Source organism: Sulfitobacter sp. M13 (assembly GCF_053474885.1).
This window is the reverse complement of the sequence record NZ_CM130281.1, coordinates 1,735,451-1,759,294: the sequence shown is the minus strand read 5'-3', so window position 1 is coordinate 1,759,294 and position 23,844 is coordinate 1,735,451. Positions and strand designations below refer to the sequence as shown.

The window sequence follows — 23,844 nt, the reverse complement described above, 5'->3', positions numbered from 1 at the left end:
ATGAAGATCGGATTTATCGGACTGGGCAATATGGGCGCACCGATGGCCGCCAACCTCGCCAAAGCGGGGCATGATGTGGCGGGCTTTGATGTCGCGGGCACCACTGCGGAAGGCGTGCGCGTTGCAGACAGCCTTGAAGCCGCTGTCGCTGGCATGGACGCGGTCATCACCATGCTTCCCAACGGGTCGATCTTGCGGCAGGTGGCAGCGCAGGCGATCCCGCATATGGCGCAAGGTACCCTGTTTATCGACTGCTCCACCGTGGATGTAGAAAGCGCGAAGAACACCGCGCAAGCAGCTGAAGACAAAGGTATCATGGCCGTTGACGCACCTGTCTCCGGTGGTATTGGCGGGGCCTCTGGCGGCACGTTGACCTTCATGGCTGGCGGATCCGAAGAGGCGTTCGCCAACGCCAAGCCCCTGTTCGACATCATGGGACAAAAGGCCGTGCATTGCGGCGATGCCGGTGCTGGTCAGGCCGCGAAAATCTGCAACAACATGATCCTTGGTGTTACGATGATCGCCACCTGCGAGGCCTTTGCGCTGGCCGACAAACTGGGGCTGGACCGTCAAAAAATGTTCGACGTCGTCAGCACGTCGTCGGGGTATAGCTGGTCAATGAACGCCTATTGCCCTGCGCCCGGTGTTGGCCCCACCTCGCCTGCCGATAACGGCTATACGCCCGGATTTGCTGCCGAACTGATGCTCAAAGACCTTGGTCTGTCCCAGCAGGCCGCAGAGATGGCAAACGCGGATACCCCAATGGGGGAGCTGGCCCGTGCGCTTTACGCTCAGTTTGTCGAGAATGAAGACGGCCACGGCAAGGATTTCTCGGCCATGCTGCCGCGCTTTGAAACACGCGGCCGCAACGGCTGACCACGCGTCATGACAAACGGGTTTCTGCTGCAAGAATAAGCGACGGAAACCCGATGCCCGTTCGTTCGTTACTGTATCGACACAGTGAACGGAGAACGAGTATGAAAACCCTTACCCTAGCTGCAAGCGCCTTTGCCGTGATGGCATTCAGCCCTGCTGTACAGGCTGGCGCTGCCACCTATGGCTCGCAGGGGCATTTTATCGGTGCTGCCCCACAGGCGACGCTGATCAGTCATGACAAGCACGACAAGCAGCATAAGAAGGCTGTCAAAGAATATAAGAAAGCCGTCAAAAAGCACGAAAAGACCTACAGCGACAACGGGCGCCATCTGGCGAAAGGCCATAGTAAGCACAAGCACGCCAAAGGCGACAGGCTGACCCACTATGTTGTGGTTGAACGCCCCCACACCCACGGCCTCACGCGGTATGATCGCTATGTCCAGGACAACGGTTATATCTACGCCGTCGACCCCCGGACCAACGACGTTCTCGCGCTGATCGGCGTTGCCTCTCGGCTTTTGAACTGAGCCTAAGATCATAAATAACCCATAAAAATGCCCCGCCTGTGAAGGACGGGGCATTTTTTCTCGTACCTATGATGGGCGCGACAAGCCGACTATTCAGCCGCAACCTTGCGTTGGGCCAGCATCTGCTTGAGGTAATACCCAGTATAGCTTCCCTCTACCTCTGCCACCTGCTCTGGCGTACCAGTGGCGACCACCTGACCGCCACCGTCCCCGCCTTCGGGCCCAATGTCGATGATGTAATCGGCGGTCTTGATCACATCGAGGTTGTGTTCAATGACGACCACCGAATTCCCCTGATCCACCAGCTCGTGCAGCACCTCAAGCAGCTTACGTACGTCTTCGAAATGCAGACCTGTGGTGGGTTCATCCAGAATATACAGGGTCCGGCCCGTAGATCGTTTGCTGAGCTCTTTTGACAGTTTGACGCGTTGCGCTTCGCCGCCTGACAGCGTGGTCGCCTGCTGGCCCACCTTGATGTACCCAAGGCCCACGCGCATCAGGGCATCCATCTTCTCGCGGATGCTTGGCACCGCCTGAAAGAAACCCTGCGCATCTTCGACGGTCATATCCAGCACGTCGGCAATGGATTTGCCCTTGAACTTCACCTCAAGCGTTTCGCGGTTATAACGCTGCCCCTTACAGGTTTCACATTCGACATAGACGTCCGGCAAAAAGTGCATCTCGATCTTGATAACACCGTCGCCCTGACAAGCCTCGCAGCGCCCGCCCTTGACGTTAAAGCTGAAACGACCCGGCTTGTACCCGCGCGCCTTGGATTCGGGCAGACCGGCGAACCAGTCGCGGATCGGGGTGAAGGCACCGGTATAGGTCGCAGGGTTCGACCGCGGCGTACGGCCAATCGCACGCTGGTCGATGTCGATCACCTTATCCAGATGCTCTAGGCCTTTGATGGTTTCGCAGGGCGCGGGCGTCTGGCGGGCACCGTTCAGGTTCATTGACGCGGTCTTGAACAGCGTCTCGATGGTCAGCGTCGATTTACCGCCGCCCGACACGCCCGTCACACAGACGAACTTGCCCAACGGATAGTCCACCGTCACGTTCTGAAGGTTATTCCCCGTGGCCTTGACCACGCGGATTTTCTTTTTGTTCCCTTTACGCCGTTTGGCAGGCACCGCAATTTGCCGCTTGCCGGTAAGATACTGACCCGTAAGTGAATTCGGGTCATTCGCCACCTCTTCGGCTGTCCCATGGCTAACGACCCGCCCGCCATGCACCCCGGCACCCGGACCGATATCAAAGACATAATCCGCCTCGCGGATCGCTTCTTCGTCATGTTCGACAACAATCACTGTGTTGCCTTGATCGCGCAAGTTTTTCAGCGTTTGCAACAGACGGTCGTTGTCGCGCTGATGCAGGCCGATGGACGGTTCGTCGAGCACATAAAGCACCCCCGTGAGCCCCGACCCGATCTGCGAGGCAAGACGGATACGTTGGCTTTCCCCGCCGCTCAATGTGCCGCTTGACCGCGCAAGGGTCAGATATTCCAGCCCTACGTTGTTCAAAAATCCTAGCCGCTCGCGGATTTCCTTGAGGATCGCACGCGCAATTTCGTTCTTTTGCACGGTCAAATAATCGGGCACGTTGGTGCACCAATCGAAAGCCTCGCGGATCGACATTTGCACGACCTGGCCCGCATGGAGCAGCGTCTCGGGCTTTCCCTCGGACGGTCCGATCTTGACCGCCAGCGCTTCGGGTCGCAAACGGTACCCACTGCAGGTGCCACAGGGACGGTTGTTCTGGTAGCGTTCAAACTCTTCGCGGATCCAGTTGCTGTCGGTCTCGCGGTAGCGGCGCTCCATGTTGGGGATCACCCCTTCAAACACACGGCTCACCTCGTAAACGCGGCCGCCTTCGTCATAGCGGAACTTGATCTCTTCCTTGCCGGAACCGCGCAGGAAAACCTGCTGGACGTTTTCAGGCAGGTCTTTCCACCGCGTATTTTCACTAAATTTATAGTGTTTCGCGATAGCTTCGATAGTTTGCAGGAAATACGGGGACTTACCCTTGCGCCACGGGGCCAGCGCGCCGTCATACACCTTGAGGTTTTGATCTGGAACGACAAGGCGTTCATCAAAAAACAACTCTTTGCCCAGACCATCACAAGACGGACAGGCACCAAAGGGGGCGTTGAATGAAAACAGCCGCGGCTCGATCTCGGGGATCGTAAAGCCGCTGACGGGACAGGCGAATTTTTCGCTAAATGTATGGCGCTCGGGCTCGCCCTCGGCCGGGGCGGTTTCCAGCACAGCAATGCCATCCGCCAGATCAAGCGCGGTACGCAGGGAGTCTGCCAACCGTGTCTCTAGCCCCTCGCGCACGACAATACGGTCGACAACAACGTCGATGTCATGACGGAATTTCTTATCCAACGTGGGCGGTTCGTCCAACTCGTAAAATTCACCGTTCACCTTAACGCGCTGGAAACCCTGTTTGCGCAGATCAAGGAACTCCTTGCGGTACTCGCCTTTACGGTCACGAATAATCGGGGCCAGCAGGAAGGCCCGCGTACCCTCTGGCATGGTCATGATCCGGTCGACCATATCCTGCACCTGCTGCGCCTCGATCGGCTTGCCGGTCGCGGGGGAATAAGGCGTGCCAACGCGCGCAAAAAGCAAACGCATATAGTCATAGATTTCAGTCACCGTCCCCACGGTCGACCGCGGGTTCTTCGACGTTGTCTTTTGTTCGATCGAAATCGCGGGAGACAGGCCGCTGATATGATCCACATCAGGTTTCTGCATCATATCAAGGAACTGGCGGGCATAGGCGCTCAGCGACTCGACATAGCGCCGCTGGCCTTCCGCATAAATCGTATCGAAGGCCAAGCTCGATTTACCTGACCCTGAAAGGCCAGTGATCACGACCAATTTATCGCGCGGAATATCCACATCGATGTTTTTAAGATTGTGCTCGCGCGCGCCGCGCACTTCGATGTTCTTTAGCTCAGCCATATCGGACCCCCGTTAACGCTTAGTACATAGGTGCGTGATACGGATTCTCCAACGGAAAAATAAGAACACAAGAGGAACATCTGTATCCCAGTCCATTTTCATGCGTCCTTTTAACGCCAAACGCCCGATAACATTGAAGATGTCACCGGGCGTTGCAAAAAGAGACTACCACATATGCGCTAGCGTCACCTACATGTGAATAACGCGCCCATACGCGTCTAGCACGGATTCATGCATCATCTCTGAAAGGGTCGGATGAGGGAAGACCGTGTTCATCAAGTCTTCTTCGGTGGTTTCCAGCTGACGCCCCACAACATAGCCTTGGATCAGTTCGGTCACTTCCGCACCAACCATATGCGCCCCTAGCAACTCTCCGGTGTTGGCGTCAAAGACGGTTTTGATCATGCCTTCCGGTTCGCCTAGGGCAATCGCTTTGCCGTTACCGATAAAAGGAAAACGTCCGACCTTAACATCAAAGCCAAGCTCCTTGGCTTTCGCTTCTGTATAGCCGACCGACGCAACTTGCGGATGACAATAGGTACATCCAGCGATGGATTCTGGCTTGACCGGATGCGGGTGCTGACCGGCGATGAGCTCTGCGACCATCACACCCTCGTGAGACGCCTTATGCGCCAGCCAAGGAGCGCCTGCGATATCGCCAATGGCGTACAGCCCGTCGACACCGGTGCGACAATATTCATCCGTCACAACATGTGTGCGGTCGATCTTTACACCCAGATCTTCGAGCCCCAAATCTTCAACGTTTCCAACGATACCTACAGCGGAAATCACTGTATCGAAATCGTGCTTGGTCACTTTGCCGCCCGTTTCAATATGCGCTGTCACCTTGTCGTCGGCACGGTCCAGCTTTTTGACAACAGATTTCTGCATGATTTTCATGCCCTGCTTTTCAAACTGCTTTTTCGCGAATTTGCTGATCTCTTCGTCCTCTACAGGCAGAATGCGGTCCATCACTTCGACCACGGTCGTGTCTGCGCCCAAAGTGTTGTAGAAACTCGCGAATTCGATGCCAATCGCGCCAGAGCCGATCACAAGCAGCTTTTTCGGCATGTGGGGCGGCTGGAGTGCGTCTTTATACATCCATACACGTTTACCGTCCGCCTCCAGTCCGGGGAGGTTCCGCGCCCGTGCCCCCGTCGCAAGAACGATATTCTTGGCGATCAGCGTCTCTTCGCCCTCTTTCGCCTTAACAGTGACTTTGCCTTTGCCAGCCAGACTCGCACTGCCCATGAACACCGCGACTTTGTTCTTTTTCATCAAATGGCCGATACCGCCCGACAGCTGCCCCGCGACCTTGCGCGACCGCTTGACCACCGCATCCAGATCATAGCCGATATTATCCGCCTTAAGCCCAAACTCGCTGGCACGCTGCATCAGATGGAACACCTCGGATGAACGCAAAAGCGCTTTGGTCGGGATACAGCCCCAATTAAGACAAATGCCGCCTAGATGCTCCCGCTCGACAATCGCGACGGAGAGCCCAAGCTGGGCACCACGGATGGCCGCAACATAGCCCCCAGGGCCCGCACCGATCACAATCAAATCAAAGGATTTAGCAGCCATTATGCAACCTCGCAGCACGTATTGAAATTTAGTTTAGTGGTAAACTATCTTGCGATTGGCGGCAACTCGGAGAATTGGTCAGCCTTTGTAAACGCAGCATTCACGCCATAGAGCGCAAAGTGTGCGCATACCCGCCTGCGTCCAGATAAGAGGACTCGGCTGGGGTCGATCGCCGCCCTAAGGCATCATTGCGATAGGGAAACCTGCCGAATTTTCGGATCACCTGTCGATGGGCCTGTGCATGCAGCAATGTGTCGCCAGCATCCGGCATCCGCTCACAGATCAAGCGAACACAGTGATCTTGATCAGTCAAACTTTCCGAATGCATGAACGGAAGGTAAAAGAACTGCCGTGCTGGCGCGTCAATCAGTTGGTCCCATTCCTTACGAACAGACGTTTGCGCTGCTCTTAGGGCACGCACATCCGTCGAAAACGCGCGTTCGCTCCCTCTAAACATATTGCGGGGAAACTGGTCCGCCAGAATGAGGTAGGCCAAGGCCCCTTCCGCACCGGTCAACCAGCTGTCCAATTGCCCTGTCCCAATGAGCCCCCACGTATCTAAGAACTGCGCGCGAATTGTGTCGTCCAATTCATCCCGGACGGCATACCAGCCTTCCGGTCCGACCTGGTCAATCCAGAACTCTCGGACCTCTTTTGCCGTTTTCATACTTTAGCACCCTTTCATTTATTTCTGCGATGATCACTTCGGTCTGTTCTACGTACAAACTATAGCGACCTCGCAGAACGTCTAGGGCACCTCGGCGTCAGCAGCCTGTTCGCTCTCGATGGCATATTCTTGCGCAAGCTCCACCGCGACGGTCGTCGCAGCGGGATAAATGGGAATGTAGTTGCCCGTTTCATCTGTAGGAATCGCCGGTCGCACGGTCGCACGATAGGATGCATACACGGACAAGGCGAAAAACAAGACCGCCGTAAAGAGATAGAACCCCCCCGGTCCAAGCGCAGTACCCATCATCCAACCGGTAATCACAGGCCCCAAGATCGCCCCCAGCCCGTTAATAAAGATCATCCCGCCAGACGCCGCGGCCATATCCTCTGGTTCAAGAAAATCATTCGTATGCGCAATAAGCAAGGAATACAGGGGGTTAGACATGCCACCAACAACAAAGGCTGTCAGTAAAAGAATCGTAAAGTTATGCCCCAGCAGCATCCCGACGATGGATCCGATACCGCCGATCACCGATGTAATCACAATCAGGAGGCGACGATCCATGCGATCGGACATCCATCCGATTGGATATTGCAGGATGACCGACCCAACAAAAAACGTCGCTACAAAAATCGAAATCTGCGCGACCGTCAGCCCCGCCTCAGCGCCGTAAACAGATGCCATGCCGAACTGCGCCGAGAAGACCCCGCCCAATAGGAACATCCCAACGCAGCCAAGCGGCGAAAACCCGGCCAGTTCACGTAGGCTCATCGGTTTGGTCGTATCAAACGCAGGCGTGGGGCTGATCGACAGCAAAATCGGCGTAACAGCGACGCTTACCAGAACGGACGGAATCACAAAAAGCACAAAGCCCGACGGGTCCGCCGTGAGCAGCAATGCCTGGGCGATTACGATGCCAAACGTCTGCACGATCATATACAAAGACAACGCCTGACCGCGATTTTCGTTGGTCGCGGCGTTATTTAGCCAACTTTCCGCCGTGACGTAGACGGCAGAGAAACAAAATCCGATCAGTACGCGCCCGGCTGACCAGACCAAGACGTTCGGGAACGTCGGATATAGAATCATGACGGCAGAAATCATTGACGCGAGCGCGGCAAAAACGCGTACGTGACCAACCCGACGGATCATGCCCGGTGCCATACGCGAGCCCCCCAGAAAGCCCACAAAATAAGCCGACATTACGATCGACATTTCAAACGTCGAAAATGCTTCGATCCCGCCTCGAATACCCAAAAGCGTGCCCTGCATGCCGTTGCCCACCATCAGCAAACACATGCCCAACAAAAGCGCCCATGCGCTGGTCAGTACCTGAAGCATCTTACGAATCCTTTAACACCACGTGATCCCTCCCTGACGACGATCACGGTAGGTGTCACCCCCCTCAACGACGTTCAGGCGCTTATTTACGTCTTAGGGAACAGCAAGGACGCATCGCCATAGGAGAAAAACCGATAATTCGATTCAATCGCATGCTTGTAAATGTTTTGTAAAGTTTTCTGCCCCATTAAGGCCGACACGAGCATCATAAGAGTTGATTTGGGAAGATGGAAATTCGTCATCAAAGCGTCAGCCACGTTAAATTCAAACCCCGGGGTGATGAAAATATCTGTATCACCTTCCCACGGTTGGATAATTCCCGATCGCGCCGCGGTCTCGACCAGCCGCAACGCGGTTGTGCCGACGGGTATGACCCGCCCACCAGCGGCTTTGGTCTCGACAATCTCGGCAGCCGCTTGCGCGCTCACCTGCCCCCATTCGCTATGCATCTTGTGGTCGGCAATATCGTCGACCTTAACCGGGAGAAAGGTACCCGCCCCCACGTGCAGCGTGACATGGCTGAAACTGACCCCCATGGCGGCCAGCTGATCAAGCAACGGTTGATCAAAGTGAAGCGAGGCCGTCGGTGCCGCGACGGCCCCGGCATTCTTGGCGAACACGGTTTGATAATCCGTCAAATCCTGAGCGTCGGCAGGTCTTTTGCCCGCGATATAAGGCGGCAATGGCATCGCGCCCGCGCTATTGAGCGCCGCATCGAAATCTGGGCCAGAACAGTTAAAACGCAACACGCCTTGTCCGTTCTCTATCCCCTCCAGTCGCGCAGAAAGATCGCTGCTAAAGACAACCGTTTCAGAAAGCTTCAGCTTTTTCAGAGGTTTGATCAATGCTGTCCAGTCGGAATCGCCACGCGGCTCCAACAAGGTCACTTCAATACGGGCCTGCACGCGCCCTTGGGCGCTGTCGCGGCTGCGATACCCGGTCAATCGCGCGGGAATCACACGGGTGTCGTTCACCACAAGCCGATCGCCGGGGCGCAGCCAATCCGCGATCTGGGATACGGTGCTGTCTACAATGATATCGCCTTGTGCAACCAACATTTTGGCCGCAGTCCGTGGAACCGCGGGCCGCGTGGCGATCAGGCGTTCAGGCAGGTCGAAGTCAAAGTCACTGAGTTTCATCCTCGCCGGTTAGCGCCCCTCAAAGCGTTCAGCAACAGGTTTTTGCGTAGCGGGTGCGACAGGTGCAGCTTGCAGGCCCCCTGGCTGACTTGGCGTCGTCCTCGGCGCAGTCCGAAAAATATCGCGAAGCGCGCCCGGCAGGAAACCCGACAAGGGATTAACAGAGACAGACGGCGACTGTACCGTCCCCCCGATTGTATAGTTAAAGCCCAGCAGGCCCTCTCCCTTGCGGGTCAAAAAGCTCGCAATTCCATTCAGCAGATAGACCGGCGAGATCACCCCCTGCAATGCCATCTGCCCGGTATCAGTGGCAAAAATCCCGTCCATGGAAATGCCAAGCGACGCGCCCGTCGCGCTGGCTTGCGTCAAATTCACCCGATTGGAGGAGAGGCGGAAATCAGCCTCGACCGTATCAAAATAGATCCCATCGCCGTTCAATTCGTTGATCAATCCCACGACAGATACAGCGTTTACAAGGGCAGCAATGGTTGGTGCATCTTTAATCCGCACGTCTTTTATCTCTGCATGCCCATCAAATGCACCATCCGAACCGACCGGCACCAGCGTCAGCGACAATGCGCCGCCATGTACCTGTTTCGCTATATTAGCGGAGCGCAAAACCCCGCCCGCATCGGTTGCGGTCAACTGAACTGCACTACGGCCATTCTTGGGCACAACGCGCCCCGAGACCGCAGTACCACCATTCAATGCTGCAATAAATTGCCCATCCAAGCCACGAGCGACGTCAAATTCACCCTTCATATCGGTAAGCGCGATCTTGTCCGTCACCTGCAGGCGGTCCAACGCCACCCGCATGGGGGGGCTGGCGACACCGCTGGGCTTGGTCTTGCCAAAGCTCGCCCTCCGCAGATCGAGGCTTCCGCCTTTCACCATGACCTGAACGGGTCGCCCGGCACCCTGCCCTATCAAATCGACGGGCACGTCCAACCAATTACCAACAGACAATCTGTGCAAGCGCAACCGATCCAGCCCACCGCTTGGTTTGAGCGTCACATCACCATGCGCAGACAGACCCGGTGCGTTGATTTTCAACGTATCGATGTCGGGAATCGGCCCGAGCCGCCCCGATATTTCAAGCTTGCCAGTTTGCGATTGGGACTTGGTCCAGCCGATCTGCGGCACCGAAAGACGTAGGCCGCTCAGGTCGGAGGAGACAGAAAATTTGGGCGTCTTGCCTTTGACCAAGTCCATCGCGAACCAAGCCCGACCTTCGCCCCTCACGGTATCAGGGGGCAGTGCGATGTTGAAGCTTTCCAGCGTCTGTGCGTTCAGCGCGATATCCGCCCTTACAGTGCTGGCAGCCCCCGGTTTGCCAAAAGGTTGGGCCCATTCCCCGTCAAAGCGCACCCCGTCCAGCTGCCCTTGCCCCCTGATATCAAGGCCCCTGTTGGACACATTCAAGGTCAGCACGTCTGCACGCAGCGACCGACCTTTGACTAAGCGATCGCTTTTAAAGTCGGCCAGCGTCCCGCTAATGTCAAAGATCGTGAGCTTCGGGTCAGACCCTTTTTTCATCGGAAACGACAGGGTCCCGGACACGTCAGCCACGGCATCAACGATATCGACGGGCAGGTTCGCCTTGTCCATTGCGTGCAGCGGCGGCCGGTTCAGCAGCGACAGGATAGAGGTGATTTTAGCCTCCGCCTGAAGTCTGACAATGCCGGGGGGGCCATCCTTGACGGTGACATCGGGCATAATGAACGACGTTCCGTTAACCGATACTGGCGTCGCGTCAGGCGGCGTGATGGTGCCGTTGTCCACACTCACCACAAAGCGGTTTGCCGACAGGCTCGCATGACCGCTGCCCGACGTAATGTTTGGCATCGTACGCAAAAAGCGTACCTCTGCACCCTGAAAATCAAAGTCGAGATAGGTTTGGGGCGTCTCACCCGGCTTCAGGCGAAAGGCAAGATCGACGTCGCTCAGCGCGCCGGCATAGACGTTCTCGGCTACCCATTTGCGCGTCTTTGGCTTGACGTTCTCCGGCCAAAGCTCCAGCAGGCGATCGGGTTTCAACGCGTTCAATCCTGCATCCAACGCCACCTGCCACCCTTGCGTACCGGCGCGCAAATCTCCCGACAGGTTCAGGGTCGTATCCCCGTCGATGATATCCATGCGTCCGACAGACATGTGAAACGGATTGAACGTTATTTTGGCATCGACGTCAGCACCCTCAATCGACACAGGGGTAACGTAGAGATCCGCAGGATCAGCGACCAGATCCCGCAAGCGGACTTGCGCCACCAACTGTCCCAGCTTCCCGCTTGCGTCGATGCCCAACGTTGCGTCACCTTCGATCCGTCCCGACACCCACTTACTTTCGACAGACAGTTCATCAAAACGCAGCAGGCGTTGGTCCGGATCGTAACTGAAATAGCTACGTGCACCGTCAAAGGGAATGGGCGTCGCGCTTTCGCTCGGCTGCACGACCCCCGCGCCAATTTGCAACGCGGCATTCAGCGGCTCGAAGGTTCCATCTTCGTCAAGGCTGCTGCGCACCGCACCCGAGATGGGTGCGCGCAATATATTCAGCCAAGCGAAAGCGGGACTTTGGATCGCGATGTCGGCGGCGCTCACCCCGTCGAAATTCACACCAAACTGCGACGCGGTATCGCCAAGCTTGCTGGTGTAATTGGCCGAAAGCGTCGCCACATCGGCACCACCGCCCAAAACTGCAAGCTCCGCCGTGATGTCCAAACGCGTCCCGTCCCGATCCAGCAACATGCGCCCGCCATCCACGGTCCACATCCTTTCAGACTGCAGATCGGTGTAGCGCAGCGTCAGTGCGCGCAGCTCGATCGACCGCAGCCGGCGCATTGCCTTGGCCTCGAACACCGCATCCAGTTGGCCAATCAGCTGAGGCATGGTCGCCGCGCGCCGCTCGGCTGGCGCATCCCCCTTGCTCGCGCTCAACGCGACCCGGCCGTCAAGGTCACGCCGCAGGTTTGCGACCACACCGAACATTGAAATGTCCCGGGGCTGCAGCTCGCCGGCCAAAAGCCCCTGAACGGAAAAACTGGCCTGCACTTCACGAAACGCGGCAAAGCTGACGCCGTCCGGATTGGAGATATTTACATCCCTAAGCCTGATGCGTGGGCGCCAGCCTTTGTCGACGATCAGAACCATCTCGCCGAATCCGACCCGCGCCCGTGGCATATCTTGGGCAAAGCGCTCCTCGATACGGGTCTCCAGCCACTCTGGCACCACAATGGGGCTACGGATCAGATAGATAGCGGTGCCGGCGATGGCCGCGACGATCAGCGTAATAACCAGCAGCGACCATTTGGTCGCCTGCCAAAGTCGTCTCCGCTTGGGGTGGCGGGGGGCTGCGCTGGTGTTTGGCATGAGCGTCCGGATTTTGGGGCGTCTTGGGGTTTAAGTTTCGCCAAGCCCGACTAGTATGACAGCGCAGACAAAAGCTTCCAATACATAAGAAAGTAACCAATGCCAGAGATTTCTCAACCAGCACCAGACTTTAAGCTTCCTGTTACAGGCGGCGGCGAAATTTCGCTCTCCGATCTGCGGGGCAAGGCTGTGGTTTTGTATTTTTATCCGCGCGACGACACACCGGGCTGCACCAAGGAAGCGATCGGCTTTTCGGAATATCTGCAAGCGTTTGAGGATGCGGGTACCGTTGTTTTGGGCGTTTCGCGCGATACGATGGCAAAGCACGACCATTTTGCAGCCAAACACGGGCTGACCGTTCCGTTGCTGGCGGATATCGACGGTGCCGTGACCGAAGCCTATGGCGTCTGGGTCGAGAAAAACATGTATGGCAAGAAATCCATGGGGATCGAACGCGCGACCTATCTGATTGATGCAAATGGAAATATCGCTCGCATCTGGCGCAAGGTGAAAGTCGCCGGCCACGTAGAAGAGGTACTGGACGCGGTGCGCGCGCTATGATTGCGCTGGCCCAAATGGCAGAGAATGTGCTGCGTACCGCCGATGGCCGCGAGAAAACCGCGCTGTCGCATCAATATGCTGCCGAATGGCGTGCCGCGCGCGCTGCCGGAGAAACGCCGGAGATTGGCACATCAAACCCGCCTCTGCGTCCCGCCCGCCCCGACAGGCCCGAGCTTTTATCGCCCCGCGATGTGCCCCATCGCAAGCCCGGCTCGCCCGAGGGCCGGATAGCTTTACTTCATGCCGTGGCGCACATAGAGCTGAACGCGGTCGATCTGCATTGGGACATCATTGCGCGATTTACCGACATCAAAATGCCGATGGGATTCTATGATGACTGGGTCAGCGCCGCGGATGATGAATCCAAACATTTCAACCTGATGTGCGATTGTCTTGAAGCATTGGGCAGCCACTATGGAGCCCTGCCTGCCCATGCTGGAATGTGGCGCGCGGCCGAGGATACGATGGATGACTTCATGGGTCGCCTTGCCGTTGTGCCCATGGTCCTAGAGGCGCGCGGGCTGGATGTGACCCCCAATATGATCCAGGTGTTCAAAAGTGCGAAGGCCAAGCAGGCCGTTGAAGCGCTTGAGACGATCTATGCTGAAGAGGTTGCGCATGTGGCTTATGGATCAAAGTGGTTCCATTTCCTCTGCGGTCGCCATGAACTGGACCCAAAAGAAGCATTTCACGGCTTGGTTCGTAAATATTTTCATGGTGCGCTCAAGCCGCCCTTTAACGAAGAAAAGCGTGCCGAGGCGGGAATTCCGCCAGATTTCTATTGGCCCCTGACCGAGAATCTTTGATTGACGCCGTGCGCTAAACCTTTGTTTCGGCAATTTATCGCCAAATTTAACGTTAAAGTTTCATTAACCGCCGGTCAAAAAGCCTGAAGGGTTGCCCGAGGGGCACCCGATGGCTAAGCACTACCGGTGACTATCAGCGCGCGGCGGGGGCCCGGTGTGCTGTGACTGGGACGAAACAAGGATACCACGCGTGCGAACAAGGTTGGCAATCAAATTTAATGCGACGCTCGAAAGCTTCTTTCCGGAACGCCGCGTCTTTCTGAAATCCGACGCCGACACACGTTTTATCCGGTTGCGCCCCGTTACCCAGCTTTTCGTGTTTTCCGCAGCCTCACTCTTTGTGGCCTGGTCCATCGTGGCGACCGCGGTGATTTTGATGGACAGCATCGGGTCGGGCAACTTCCGCGAGCAAGCAAAGCGTGACCAGCGTACCTATCAGGCGCGGCTCAGCGATCTTTCGGCACAGCGTAACGGCCGCGCAGAAGAGGCCGTGGCGGCGCAGGAACGGTTCAACGCCGCGCTCAAACAGATTTCGGTCATGCAATCAGAACTGCTTCAATCCGAAACCCGCCGCCGCGAGCTGGAAACCGGCATCGAAGTGATCCAGAGCACCCTGCGTGACACTATGAAAGACCGCGAAGCCGCGCGCAGTCAGGTGGCCGAACTGGAAGGGGCCGCTGCCGGCGAAGGTAAGACGACCACAAAGGCCAGTGTATCTTCGGCCCCTATTTCGCTGCTCGCAGAGGCGCTTGAGCGCACGGCCGCGCAACGGGATCAGGTGGTCATCGACGCACAGGACGCCTTGATTCAGGCCGACGAGCTGACCCAAAAATTGGCTTTGATGCGCGATCAGAACGACGCGATTTTCCGCCAACTCGAAGAAGCAATGACTGTCTCTGTTGCCCCGCTCGACAAGATGTTCCGCAGCGCGGGCATGCCCACCGACCGGATGCTGGCGACGGTGCGACGCGGTTATTCCGGTCAAGGCGGCCCGTTGATGCCCCTCAGCTTCTCCACACGGGGGGAGGCTCCCTCTCCTGATACGCTGCGTGCCAACCGGCTGCTAAGCCAGATGGACAAGCTGAATATGTACCGCATTGCCGCGCAAAAGGCGCCTTTTGCGAGCCCGCTCAAGTCGTCGTTCCGGTTCAGCAGCCCCTATGGCTATCGCCGGGACCCAAAGACGGGCGGGCGCAGAATGCACAGCGGAACCGACTTTGCCGCGGGTATGGGCACGCCCATTTACGCAACAGCCGAGGGCGTCGTCACCCACGCCGGCTGGAGCTCGGGATATGGGCGGTTGGTTAAAATTCAACATGAATTCGGGGTCGAGACACGTTACGCGCACCAATCCAAATTGCGCGTAAAAGTCGGCCAAAGGGTATCGCGCGGACAGCGGATAGGTGATATGGGAACATCAGGACGGTCTACTGGCGTCCACCTGCATTACGAAGTCCGTGTCGGTGGCAATGCTGTAAATCCAATGATCTTTATCAAGGCTGCAAACGATGTTTTCTAAAAGCAAAATCAATGATCCCGCTCATAAGTCCGACGCAGACACGTCCAGCACTGCTGCACCGTCACACTCTGCACCGGCTGCCCCAAAGCAAAGCGAATTCAAGGCGAGCGCGCCCAAGGCAAAACCACCTGCCTCCGTGCTTTCCTCTGATCTGCACATCACCGGCAACCTAAAGACGACCGGCGACATCCAAGTCGAAGGCACCGTGGAAGGCGATATTCGCGCCCACCTGCTGACCATCGGCGAAACAGCGACCATCAAAGGCGAAGTGATTGCCGATGACGTTGTCATCAACGGCCGTATCGTGGGCCGCGTGCGTGGCCTGAAAGTGCGCCTGACATCGACCGCCCGCGTCGAAGGTGACATCATCCACAAAACAATCGCGATCGAATCTGGCGCCCATTTCGAAGGCTCGGTTCAGCGACAGGACGACCCGCTAACCCCCGGCGCGAAATCCGCACCAGCTCAAAAGCCAAACCCCGCCTCCTGATCGGACAAAGGGTGATGAATTAAAAAGGGCGTCGTAGTAGTGCGACGCCCTTTTCGTTTTGAACTCAAAGCCTTTGACTGCCCCAGCACGAAGCGGGCAAAGCGGGGCAAAGGCGCAAACGCCCCTGCCCGACGCCATGATTATTCGGTGACTTTGACCTCGACCATACGGTCAGGTGTGCCGCTCACGGCTCCGTTGCCGCCGGTTCCGCGCTTGATCGCGTCCAGCACGTCCAGCCCTTCGGTCACTTTGCCCACAACGGTATATTGCCCGTTCAGGAAGTGCCCTTGGTCAAACATGATGAAAAATTGCGAGTTCGCAGAGTCAGGGCTTTGGCTGCGCGCCATGCCAACAACGCCCCGGTCAAACGCGATGTCCGAGAATTCGGCAGGCAGGTCTGGCAGATCTGAACCGCCCATACCCGCACGGCCTGTGTCGCCGCCAGCCTTGCCGAATTCAACATCACCAGTCTGCGCCATGAACCCGTCGATCACGCGGTGGAACACCACGCCATCATAGGCACCCGATGTGGCCAGCTCTTTCAAGCGGGCCACATGCGCGGGGGCGACGTCTTCGGCCAGATCGATCTTGATCGTGCCTTGTGCCTCACCGTCGACGGTGATTGCCAGCCCATCGGCAAAGGCAGTCCCAGCCATCAAGGCCGAGGCGACGCCTGCTGCGACCAGATTACGCATCTGCAGCAACCTTGACGCTGATCATGCGGTCAGGGTTCGCGGCGGGTTCACCACGGGTGATCGCATCGACATGTTCCATCCCGGAAATGACCTGACCGTAAACGGTGTATTGACCGTTCAGGAAGTCGTTGTCCTTGAAGTTGATGAAAAACTGGCTGTTGGCGCTGTCCGGACTCGCGGACCGTGCGGCACCAATGCTGCCACGGGCGTGCGGCACTTTCGAGAACTCTGCCGGCAGGTTAGGCAAGTCGGACCCGCCCGTCCCTGCTGCGCGCAGGTTAAAGTTCTCTTCCATGTTGCCGTTTGCCACGTCGCCGGTCTGCGCCATGAACCCTTCGATCACGCGGTGAAAGGCCACGTTGTCGTATTTACCAGCACGGGCCAGTTCTTTCATACGCTCGACATGCTTGGGGGCAATGTCGGGCAAAAGCTGAATGGTGACAGTCCCGCCCTTAAGCTCCATGAGGATCGTGTTTTCGGGGTCTTTGATCTCGGCCATGCCGGTCTCCTTTAAGAATTTCGTTGGCAATTACCTAGGGCGTGCAAGCGCAATTGCCAAGCGGGTCCATTGACCCTGACGGCAATAACGGCAAAACACGACGGGAATTGTGGATCTACACGAGGGACAAGATGGGCTGGAAAGCATTGGACGACATGGACCTGCGCGGCAAGCGGGTTCTGGTGCGCGTGGATATCAACGTGCCGGTTGAAAACGGCAAGGTCACGGACGACACCCGCATCCAGCGGATCGTGCCCACCCTGCGCGATATTCTGGCCAAAGGCGGCACGCCCGTTTTGCTCGCACATTTTGGCCGCCCCAAAGGCAAGCGCGTGCAAGATCTAAGCCTACGTGTCGTGCTCCCCGCGCTCGAGGCCGCGTTGGGGCGCAAGGTTGTGCTGGCCGAAACACTGGAAGCAGCCGAAACCGGCACCGAAGAAATTAACGCCGCCGATGTTTTGTTGCTTGAAAACATTCGCTTCTACCCTGGCGAGACAGAGAACGATCCTGAATTCGCCAAACGGCTCGCCGCTTTGGGTGACATCTATTGCAACGACGCGTTTTCCGCTGCGCACCGTGCCCATGCGTCCACCGAAGGCGTGGCAAGGCTGTTGCCATCCTGCGCAGGCCGCTTGATGCAGGCCGAGCTTTCCGCGCTCGAGGCCGCTTTGGCGACGCCCAAACGCCCCGTAGGCGCGGTGGTTGGCGGTGCGAAGGTATCAACCAAGATCGAGCTGCTGGAAAACCTCGTCAACCGGCTGGATCTTTTGGTGATCGGCGGCGGCATGGCCAATACGTTTTTGGGCGCGCAGGGGGCAGATTTGGGCAAGTCCCTGTCAGAGCCCGATTTTTACGACACTGCCAAGGATATCATGGCCCAAGCTGAAAAGGCCGGTTGCCGCGTGCTACTGCCCGTCGATGGGCTTGTCGCGCGTGAATTCGCCGCCGGTGCCGCGCATGATACGATTGCCCTTGGGGCGGAAACTGTACTGGAACCTGACCAGATGGTTCTGGATGCAGGCCCCAAGACGGTCGACCTGATCAAGGACGCCTTTAGCGGGTTGAAGACGCTCATCTGGAATGGCCCCATGGGTGCATTCGAAATTGCCCCTTTTGACACCGCAACGGTCGCCGCCGCCAAAGCCGCAGCCGCGTTGACACAGGACGGGGCGTTGATCTCTGTCGCAGGGGGCGGCGATACTGTCGCGGCTTTGAACCAGGCGGGTGCTGCCGATAGCTTCACCTATATCTCTACCGCGGGCGGGGCCTTCCTTGAGTGGATGGAGGGCAAGACCCTACCCGGCGTCGCGGCATTGGACGCCTAATGTTCTTCCCCGGCGGTGGCAGTGATACTGCCAGCTGCCGGGGGCTAGATATAACGCATAAGCCCCACCTAAAAAATTAAGCAGTTTTCTACCAATCAGAAGACAAGGGATTCCCTTTGCGAATCACCTGTGTCATACTGGGGAAACGTCCATTAAGAGACGATTAAAGGCAGAGACATGAACCGCAGCAGCAAGCCCGCATTCGGCACACTTTTGTTTTTCGCGATCGCCTTCGCGCTAAGCCTCTATTTCGCCTTCGCTGCGATTCAGGGCAACTTTGGCCTGTTCCGTCGTGCTGAGATCGTAGCCGAGACGCAGGACCTGCGCGTGCAGCTTGCTCAGGTCCAGATTGACGTAGCGCGGATGGAAAACCTGACCCATCGCTTGTCTGACGATTATCTTGATCTAGATTTGCTGGATGAACAAACCCGCAAGGTGCTGGGGATGATCCGCGCAGACGAGATTGTCATCCGTTAATAGCGGCGCGACCTTCAATGGCCCCCCTACGCGATACGTTAGATTTGCCCCCTTTTCGGCAGGGCTTTTCCATACGCGGCAAATGTCTCTCGCCAACAATCGTCGAATCCGATAAGAGATAGTTTAACACTAAACTACTTTGCGCGTGCGCGGGACAACTGTACGGAGGAATTGCCCCATGGCTGCCCAGAAACCGACCAAGAAGACAAACGCCAGCGCTGAAGAGCTCAAGGCCTATTACCGCGATATGCTGTTGATCCGGCGCTTCGAGGAAAAAGCCGGCCAGCTCTACGGCATGGGCCTGATCGGGGGCTTCTGTCACCTTTATATCGGGCAAGAAGCCGTGGTTGTCGGGCTTGAAGCCTCGGCCAAGGACGGCGACAGCCGCATCACCACCTACCGCGACCACGGGCACATGTTGGCTTGCGGGATGAACCCGGACGGCGTGATGGCCGAGCTGACGGGCCGCGAAGGCGGGTATTCCCGTGGCAAGGGCGGCTCCATGCACATGTTCTCGAAAGAGAAAAAATTCTACGGTGGCCACGGCATTGTGGGCGCGAACGTCCCCCTCGGGGCCGGCATCGCCTTTGCCGACAAATACAAGGGCAATGACAACGTTACCTTTACCTATTTCGGCGATGGTGCCGCGAACCAAGGTCAGGTCTACGAGACATTCAATATGGCGGCGCTTTGGAAACTTCCGGTGATCTTCATCATTGAAAATAACCAATACGCCATGGGCACCTCGCAGCAACGCTCCACCTCCAGCGCTGAAATCTGGGAACGTGGCAAGGCGTTCGGCATCCCCGGCGAAGCAGTGGACGGCATGGACGTGCTTGCAGTCAAGGAAGCAGGCGAACGCGCGGTGAAACACTGCCGTTCGGGCGACGGCCCCTATATTCTGGAAATCAAGACATATCGCTATCGCGGACACTCTATGTCGGACCCTGCGAAATACCGCACCCGCGAAGAAGTGCAGAAAATGCGCGATGAACGCGATCCCATCGAACAGGTCCGCAACATTCTGCTGGAACACAAACACGCCAGCGAGGATGACCTCAAGGCGATCGACAAAGAGATCAAGGAAATCGTTAACGCAAGCGCCGAGTTTGCCAAAGAAAGCCCCGAACCGGCGGCCGAAGAGCTTTGGACAGACATCTACGCAACCGAAGTCCCACAGGAGGCTTGAACCATGGCAATCGAAATTCTCATGCCCGCACTGAGCCCCACAATGGAAGAAGGCACCCTTTCCAAATGGCTGGTCAAAGAGGGCGATACCGTGTCCTCCGGTGACATCATGGCCGAAATCGAAACAGACAAAGCGACGATGGAATTCGAAGCCGTTGACGAAGGCACTATCGGCAAGATCCTGATCGAAGCCGGCACTGAAGGCGTTAAGGTCAACACCGCCATCGCCGTACTGCTCGAAGAAGGTGAAGACGCTTCTGACATCGACAGTGCATCCAGCGCCGCCCCAGTCAAAGAAGCGACATCCGACGACAGCGACGTTGCCAAATCCGACAAAGCCCCTGCGGCTGCCAAGCTCGACGTCGCTGCGCCCAAGGCCCCGGAAACGGACAGCACACCCGATTGGCCCGAAGGCACCAAGCTCAAGCAGCAGACCGTGCGCGAGGCCCTGCGCGACGCCATGGCCGAAGAGATGCGCCGCGACGACGACGTGTTCCTCATGGGTGAAGAAGTCGCCGAATACCAAGGTGCCTATAAAATCTCGCAAGGGTTGCTGGACGAATTCGGTGCGAAACGCATCATCGACACGCCCATCACCGAACACGGGTTTGCCGGGATCGGTGTAGGTGCCGCCTTTGGCGGGCTGCGCCCCATCGTCGAATTCATGACCTGGAACTTTGCGATGCAGGCCATCGACCACATTCTGAACTCTGCCGCGAAAACACTGTACATGTCCGGCGGCCAGATGGGCGCCCCAATGGTTTTCCGCGGTCCAAACGGTGCCGCCGCCCGCGTCGGTGCGCAGCACAGCCAGGATTACGCTGCGTGGTATATGCAGATCCCCGGCCTCAAGGTGGTGATGCCCTATTCGGCCTCAGACGCCAAAGGGTTGATGAAAACGGCGATCCGCGACCCCAACCCCGTCGTCTTCCTTGAAAATGAAATCATGTACGGCAAATCCTTCGACGTGCCGGATGTCGAAGATTACACTGTACCCTTTGGCAAGGCCCGTATCTGGCGTGAAGGCAAAGATGTCACCATCGTCAGCTTCGGCATCGGCATGACCTATGCACTGGAAGCCGCTGAAAAGCTTGCCGAAGAAGGCATCGACGCCGAAGTCATCGACCTGCGTACCCTGCGCCCGATGGACACTGCCAGCATCATCAAATCGGTGATGAAGACCAACCGCTGTGTCACCGTCGAAGAAGGCTGGCCGCAAGGGTCGGTCGGCAACTACATCTCGAGCGTGATCATGCAAGAAGCCTTTGACTATCTGGACGCTCCGGTGATCAACTGCACGGGCAAAGACGTGCCCATGCCCTATGCTGCAAACCTCGAACGTCTGGCGCTGGTCACCACCGACGAGGTCATCGCGGCGGTCAAAAAAGTCACCTACAAGTAAGGAGCGGTCAACATGCCCATAGAAATCCTCATGCCCGCCCTCAGCCCCACAATGGAAGAAGGCACGCTCGCGAAATGGCTCGTCTCCGAAGGCGATACCGTCTCCTCCGGCGATATCCTGTGCGAGATCGAAACCGACAAGGCGACGATGGAGTTCGAAGCCGTGGACGAAGGCACCATCGGCAAGATCCTGATCCAGGACGGCACCGAAGGGGTCAAGGTGAATGCCCCCATCGCCGTGCTGCTGGAAGAGGGCGAAAGCGCAGATGACATCGACGCCAGCGCCCCTGCCCCCGAGGCAAAGGACACCAGCGCCAAAGAAGACGCGCCAGATCAGGACGCCACGGCCGAAAAAGGGTATGGCCGCGGCGAAAGCGACGCCAATGACACTGGCAATGCGGCACCTGCTTCACCCAAAGACAGCGACGGGAAACGGCTCTTTGTGACCCCGCTGGCCCGCCGCATCGCGGCAGACAAAGGTGTGGATCTGACCGCCCTCTCCGGGTCCGGCCCGCACGGGCGCATTATCAAGGCAGACGTGGAAGCGGCCTCCGCCTCCGACAGCCCCAAGGCAAAATCAGCCGAAGCGGCAGAAACGTCTAGCGCTCCGGCCGCCAAAGCTGCCCTTGCGACTGGCCCCTCTGCCGATGCTGTCATGAAAATGTACGAAGGCCGGGAATTTGAAGAAATCTCTCTCAACGGGATGCGCAAAACCATCGCCGCGCGCCTGACCGAAGCCAAACAGTCTATCCCGCATTTTTACCTGCGCCGGGATATCGAACTCGACGCATTGTTGAAATTCCGGGGCGAGCTAAATAAACAACTCGAAGCCCGTGATGTAAAGCTTTCGGTTAACGATTTTATTATCAAGGCCTGTGCATTGGCGTTGCAAACAGTCTCTGACGCCAACGCGGTTTGGGCCGGCGACCGCATTCTCAAGCTAAAACCATCGGATGTCGCGGTTGCTGTGGCCATTGAAGGCGGCCTGTTTACCCCGGTATTGAAAGACGCCGAGATGAAATCGCTCTCCACCCTCTCGGCAGAGATGAAAGACCTCGCTGCCCGCGCCCGCGACCGCAAGCTCGCGCCGCATGAATATCAAGGGGGCAGCTTCGCCATCTCGAACCTCGGCATGTTCGGGATCGACAACTTCGACGCGGTCATCAACCCACCGCATGGTGCGATTTTGGCCGTCGGGGCTGGAATCAAGAAACCCGTCGTTGGCAAGGACGGCGAACTTGCCGTTGCCACAGTCATGTCGGTCACCCTGTCTGTCGATCACCGCGTCATCGACGGCGCTTTGGGCGCGCAACTGCTTAGCGCGATCAAGGACAACCTCGAAAACCCCATGATGATGCTGGCCTGACGCCACTTCCAAATGGGTATAAATCCTCGGGGGTCGGGGGGCAGACAGCCCCCCGCCTAACCACAAAAAAGGTCGGACCCGTTAAACGATCCGACCTTTTTCACATCCGAAACTAAAGCGCGCGCGGCCCCAAGCCCCAAGAATTACATATTAATGTCGCCCTGCGGCCCAAGCATGTGGTCCATCAGAACCGACGGTTGATCGCAGCCCGCCTCGCCCACCACACGTGCGGGGATGCCCGCCACGGTCTTGCAAGGCGGCACGGATTCCAGCACGACAGACCCCGCCGCGATGCGCGAGCAATGCCCGATCGAGATATTGCCCAACACCTTTGCCCCCGCGCCGATCAACACACCATTGCCAATCTTAGGGTGCCGGTCCTGTTCTTCCTTGCCGGTCCCGCCCAGAGTGACCGAGTGCAGCATAGACACGTTGTCGCCCACCACCGCTGTTTCGCCGATCACGACGGAGTGCGCGTGGTCGATCATGATCCCCTTGCCGATGGTGGCGGCAGGGTGGATATCGACGCCGAAAATCTCGCTCACCCGCATCTGCACAAAATAGGCCAGATCCCGTTTGCCCTGCTTCCACAGGTAATGGCCCACACGGTACGCCTGCACGGCCTGATAGCCTTTGAAATAAAGGATCGGCTGCAACAGCCGGTGGCAAGCGGGGTCACGTTCATAGATTGCCACCAGATCAGCGCGCGCGGCCTTGATCAGATCGGGATCGCTGGCAAAGGCTTGTTCGACCATTTCGTGCACCACCATCATCGACATCTCGTTCGACGCCAGCTTGGCCGCGATGCGGTACGACAGTGCTTTTTCAATGGATTTATGATGCAGGATCGTAGCGTGGACAAAGCCGCCGATCAGCGGCTCGTCGCGTACCGCGTTTTGGGCTTCTGTCTGGATTTGATCCCAAACCGGATCAACCGAGGCGATATTTGTGCGTGCATTTGCCATGAAACCATCCTTCTTTGACATCACGCTATAGCAGGTTCCACCCAAGTGCCAAACGCAAAGCCGCCCGTTAATACTGA

The 23,844-nt window shown here is 57.4% G+C and carries 20 protein-coding genes; 11 read left to right on the top strand and 9 right to left on the bottom strand.

Going from position 1 to position 23,844, the window contains the following annotated elements; all coding sequences use genetic code 11:
* Both mmsB and ACVBAU_RS08400 read left to right on the top strand, forming a co-directional pair.
* A complete protein-coding gene (gene mmsB, locus ACVBAU_RS08405; RefSeq protein WP_448328941.1) occupies positions 1 to 876 on the top strand; it encodes a 3-hydroxyisobutyrate dehydrogenase in 876 nt (291 codons plus the stop codon).
* Between the two features lie 101 nt (positions 877 to 977).
* A complete protein-coding gene (locus tag ACVBAU_RS08400) occupies positions 978 to 1,403 on the top strand; it encodes a hypothetical protein (RefSeq protein ID WP_448325671.1) in 426 nt (141 codons plus the stop codon).
* Between the two features lie 89 nt (positions 1,404 to 1,492).
* Here the strand turns inward: ACVBAU_RS08400 and uvrA are convergent, their stop codons facing one another.
* The 6 genes from uvrA to ACVBAU_RS08370 form a co-directional block, all read right to left on the bottom strand.
* Positions 1,493 to 4,375: an excinuclease ABC subunit UvrA gene (gene uvrA / locus ACVBAU_RS08395; RefSeq protein WP_448325669.1), complete on the bottom strand. Its 2,883-nt coding sequence runs from the start codon at positions 4,373 to 4,375 to the stop codon at positions 1,493 to 1,495.
* A gap of 189 nt (positions 4,376 to 4,564) precedes the next feature.
* On the bottom strand, positions 4,565 to 5,959 hold the full coding sequence (gene lpdA / locus ACVBAU_RS08390) for a dihydrolipoyl dehydrogenase (protein WP_335745297.1): 1,395 nt from the start codon (positions 5,957 to 5,959) through the stop codon (positions 4,565 to 4,567).
* A gap of 100 nt (positions 5,960 to 6,059) precedes the next feature.
* Positions 6,060 to 6,626, bottom strand: a complete 567-nt coding sequence (locus ACVBAU_RS08385; RefSeq protein WP_448325667.1) for a DUF924 family protein — start codon at positions 6,624 to 6,626, stop codon at positions 6,060 to 6,062.
* 81 nt (positions 6,627 to 6,707) lie between these two features.
* Entirely contained in the window at positions 6,708 to 7,970 is a 1,263-nt protein-coding gene (locus ACVBAU_RS08380; RefSeq protein WP_138923560.1) for an MFS transporter, read from the bottom strand.
* A gap of 86 nt (positions 7,971 to 8,056) precedes the next feature.
* On the bottom strand, positions 8,057 to 9,109 hold the full coding sequence (gene queA, locus ACVBAU_RS08375) for a tRNA preQ1(34) S-adenosylmethionine ribosyltransferase-isomerase QueA (RefSeq protein ID WP_448325665.1): 1,053 nt from the start codon (positions 9,107 to 9,109) through the stop codon (positions 8,057 to 8,059).
* 9 nt (positions 9,110 to 9,118) lie between these two features.
* Complete coding sequence (locus ACVBAU_RS08370) at positions 9,119 to 12,475, bottom strand: DUF3971 domain-containing protein (protein ID WP_448325663.1); 3,357 nt, start codon at positions 12,473 to 12,475, stop codon at positions 9,119 to 9,121.
* Between the two features lie 99 nt (positions 12,476 to 12,574).
* Between ACVBAU_RS08370 and ACVBAU_RS08365 the strand changes: the two genes are divergently transcribed.
* The 4 genes from ACVBAU_RS08365 (at position 12,575) to ACVBAU_RS08350 (ending at position 15,851) form a co-directional block, all read left to right on the top strand.
* Positions 12,575 to 13,036: a peroxiredoxin gene (locus tag ACVBAU_RS08365; protein ID WP_448325661.1), complete on the top strand. Its 462-nt coding sequence runs from the start codon at positions 12,575 to 12,577 to the stop codon at positions 13,034 to 13,036.
* The gene (locus ACVBAU_RS08360; protein WP_448325659.1) at positions 13,033 to 13,842 is read left to right on the top strand and encodes a ferritin-like domain-containing protein; all 810 of its coding nucleotides are present in this window, start codon (positions 13,033 to 13,035) and stop codon (positions 13,840 to 13,842) included. The genes ACVBAU_RS08365 and ACVBAU_RS08360 overlap by 4 nt, the downstream gene beginning before the upstream one ends.
* 190 nt (positions 13,843 to 14,032) lie before the next feature.
* Positions 14,033 to 15,361: a M23 family metallopeptidase gene (locus tag ACVBAU_RS08355; RefSeq protein WP_138923565.1), complete on the top strand. Its 1,329-nt coding sequence runs from the start codon at positions 14,033 to 14,035 to the stop codon at positions 15,359 to 15,361.
* A complete protein-coding gene (locus ACVBAU_RS08350; protein ID WP_138923566.1) occupies positions 15,351 to 15,851 on the top strand; it encodes a bactofilin family protein in 501 nt (166 codons plus the stop codon). Before ACVBAU_RS08355 ends, ACVBAU_RS08350 begins: the two co-directional genes overlap by 11 nt.
* Positions 15,852 to 15,991: 140 nt before the next feature.
* On the opposite strand, the gene ACVBAU_RS08345 is transcribed toward ACVBAU_RS08350, so the two are convergent.
* Both ACVBAU_RS08345 and ACVBAU_RS08340 read right to left on the bottom strand, forming a co-directional pair.
* Positions 15,992 to 16,546, bottom strand: a complete 555-nt coding sequence (locus ACVBAU_RS08345; protein WP_138923567.1) for a peptidylprolyl isomerase — start codon at positions 16,544 to 16,546, stop codon at positions 15,992 to 15,994.
* On the bottom strand, positions 16,539 to 17,045 hold the full coding sequence (locus ACVBAU_RS08340) for a peptidylprolyl isomerase (protein WP_138923568.1): 507 nt from the start codon (positions 17,043 to 17,045) through the stop codon (positions 16,539 to 16,541). Before ACVBAU_RS08340 ends, ACVBAU_RS08345 begins: the two co-directional genes overlap by 8 nt.
* Before the next feature lie 131 nt (positions 17,046 to 17,176).
* Between ACVBAU_RS08340 and ACVBAU_RS08335 the strand changes: the two genes are divergently transcribed.
* The 5 genes from ACVBAU_RS08335 to ACVBAU_RS08315 all read left to right on the top strand — a co-directional run bounded on the left by ACVBAU_RS08335 (position 17,177) and on the right by ACVBAU_RS08315 (position 22,802).
* Positions 17,177 to 18,370 carry a phosphoglycerate kinase gene (locus ACVBAU_RS08335; RefSeq protein ID WP_335745303.1) on the top strand — a complete coding sequence of 398 codons (1,194 nt, stop codon included), beginning with the start codon at positions 17,177 to 17,179 and terminating at the stop codon, positions 18,368 to 18,370.
* A 177-nt stretch (positions 18,371 to 18,547) separates the two neighbouring features.
* Positions 18,548 to 18,847: an FtsB family cell division protein gene (locus ACVBAU_RS08330; protein ID WP_093733071.1), complete on the top strand. Its 300-nt coding sequence runs from the start codon at positions 18,548 to 18,550 to the stop codon at positions 18,845 to 18,847.
* Between the two features lie 178 nt (positions 18,848 to 19,025).
* On the top strand, positions 19,026 to 20,036 hold the full coding sequence (pdhA, locus tag ACVBAU_RS08325) for a pyruvate dehydrogenase (acetyl-transferring) E1 component subunit alpha (RefSeq protein WP_093733072.1): 1,011 nt from the start codon (positions 19,026 to 19,028) through the stop codon (positions 20,034 to 20,036).
* Positions 20,037 to 20,039: 3 nt separating this feature from the next.
* Positions 20,040 to 21,437 carry a pyruvate dehydrogenase complex E1 component subunit beta gene (locus ACVBAU_RS08320; protein WP_335745304.1) on the top strand — a complete coding sequence of 466 codons (1,398 nt, stop codon included), beginning with the start codon at positions 20,040 to 20,042 and terminating at the stop codon, positions 21,435 to 21,437.
* Between the two features lie 12 nt (positions 21,438 to 21,449).
* On the top strand, positions 21,450 to 22,802 hold the full coding sequence (locus tag ACVBAU_RS08315) for a pyruvate dehydrogenase complex dihydrolipoamide acetyltransferase (protein ID WP_448325654.1): 1,353 nt from the start codon (positions 21,450 to 21,452) through the stop codon (positions 22,800 to 22,802).
* A 143-nt stretch (positions 22,803 to 22,945) separates the two neighbouring features.
* Here ACVBAU_RS08315 and cysE read toward each other — a convergent pair whose 3' ends face one another.
* Complete coding sequence (cysE, locus tag ACVBAU_RS08310; protein ID WP_138923571.1) at positions 22,946 to 23,767, bottom strand: serine O-acetyltransferase; 822 nt, start codon at positions 23,765 to 23,767, stop codon at positions 22,946 to 22,948.
* Between the last annotated feature and the right edge of the window lie 77 nt (positions 23,768 to 23,844).

Bases quoted from the DNA above. Each gene is read 5' to 3' on its own strand.
- mmsB (WP_448328941.1), top strand. From the start codon at position 1: ATGAAGATCGGATTTATCGGACTGGGCAATATGGGCGCACCGATGGCC.
- ACVBAU_RS08320 (WP_335745304.1), top strand. From the start codon at position 20,040: ATGGCAATCGAAATTCTCATGCCCGCACTGAGCCCCACAATGGAAGAA.
- ACVBAU_RS08340 (WP_138923568.1), bottom strand. From the start codon at position 17,045: ATGGCCGAGATCAAAGACCCCGAAAACACGATCCTCATGGAGCTTAAG.
- uvrA (WP_448325669.1), bottom strand. From the start codon at position 4,375: ATGGCTGAGCTAAAGAACATCGAAGTGCGCGGCGCGCGCGAGCACAAT.
- ACVBAU_RS08365 (WP_448325661.1), top strand. From the start codon at position 12,575: ATGCCAGAGATTTCTCAACCAGCACCAGACTTTAAGCTTCCTGTTACA.
- ACVBAU_RS08380 (WP_138923560.1), bottom strand. From the start codon at position 7,970: ATGCTTCAGGTACTGACCAGCGCATGGGCGCTTTTGTTGGGCATGTGT.
- ACVBAU_RS08335 (WP_335745303.1), top strand. From the start codon at position 17,177: ATGGGCTGGAAAGCATTGGACGACATGGACCTGCGCGGCAAGCGGGTT.
- ACVBAU_RS08385 (WP_448325667.1), bottom strand. From the start codon at position 6,626: ATGAAAACGGCAAAAGAGGTCCGAGAGTTCTGGATTGACCAGGTCGGA.
- ACVBAU_RS08370 (WP_448325663.1), bottom strand. From the start codon at position 12,475: ATGCCAAACACCAGCGCAGCCCCCCGCCACCCCAAGCGGAGACGACTT.
- queA (WP_448325665.1), bottom strand. From the start codon at position 9,109: ATGAAACTCAGTGACTTTGACTTCGACCTGCCTGAACGCCTGATCGCC.
- pdhA (WP_093733072.1), top strand. From the start codon at position 19,026: ATGGCTGCCCAGAAACCGACCAAGAAGACAAACGCCAGCGCTGAAGAG.
- ACVBAU_RS08315 (WP_448325654.1), top strand. From the start codon at position 21,450: ATGCCCATAGAAATCCTCATGCCCGCCCTCAGCCCCACAATGGAAGAA.
- ACVBAU_RS08400 (WP_448325671.1), top strand. From the start codon at position 978: ATGAAAACCCTTACCCTAGCTGCAAGCGCCTTTGCCGTGATGGCATTC.
- cysE (WP_138923571.1), bottom strand. From the start codon at position 23,767: ATGGCAAATGCACGCACAAATATCGCCTCGGTTGATCCGGTTTGGGAT.
- ACVBAU_RS08360 (WP_448325659.1), top strand. From the start codon at position 13,033: ATGATTGCGCTGGCCCAAATGGCAGAGAATGTGCTGCGTACCGCCGAT.
- ACVBAU_RS08345 (WP_138923567.1), bottom strand. From the start codon at position 16,546: ATGCGTAATCTGGTCGCAGCAGGCGTCGCCTCGGCCTTGATGGCTGGG.
- ACVBAU_RS08330 (WP_093733071.1), top strand. From the start codon at position 18,548: ATGAACCGCAGCAGCAAGCCCGCATTCGGCACACTTTTGTTTTTCGCG.
- lpdA (WP_335745297.1), bottom strand. From the start codon at position 5,959: ATGGCTGCTAAATCCTTTGATTTGATTGTGATCGGTGCGGGCCCTGGG.
- ACVBAU_RS08350 (WP_138923566.1), top strand. From the start codon at position 15,351: ATGTTTTCTAAAAGCAAAATCAATGATCCCGCTCATAAGTCCGACGCA.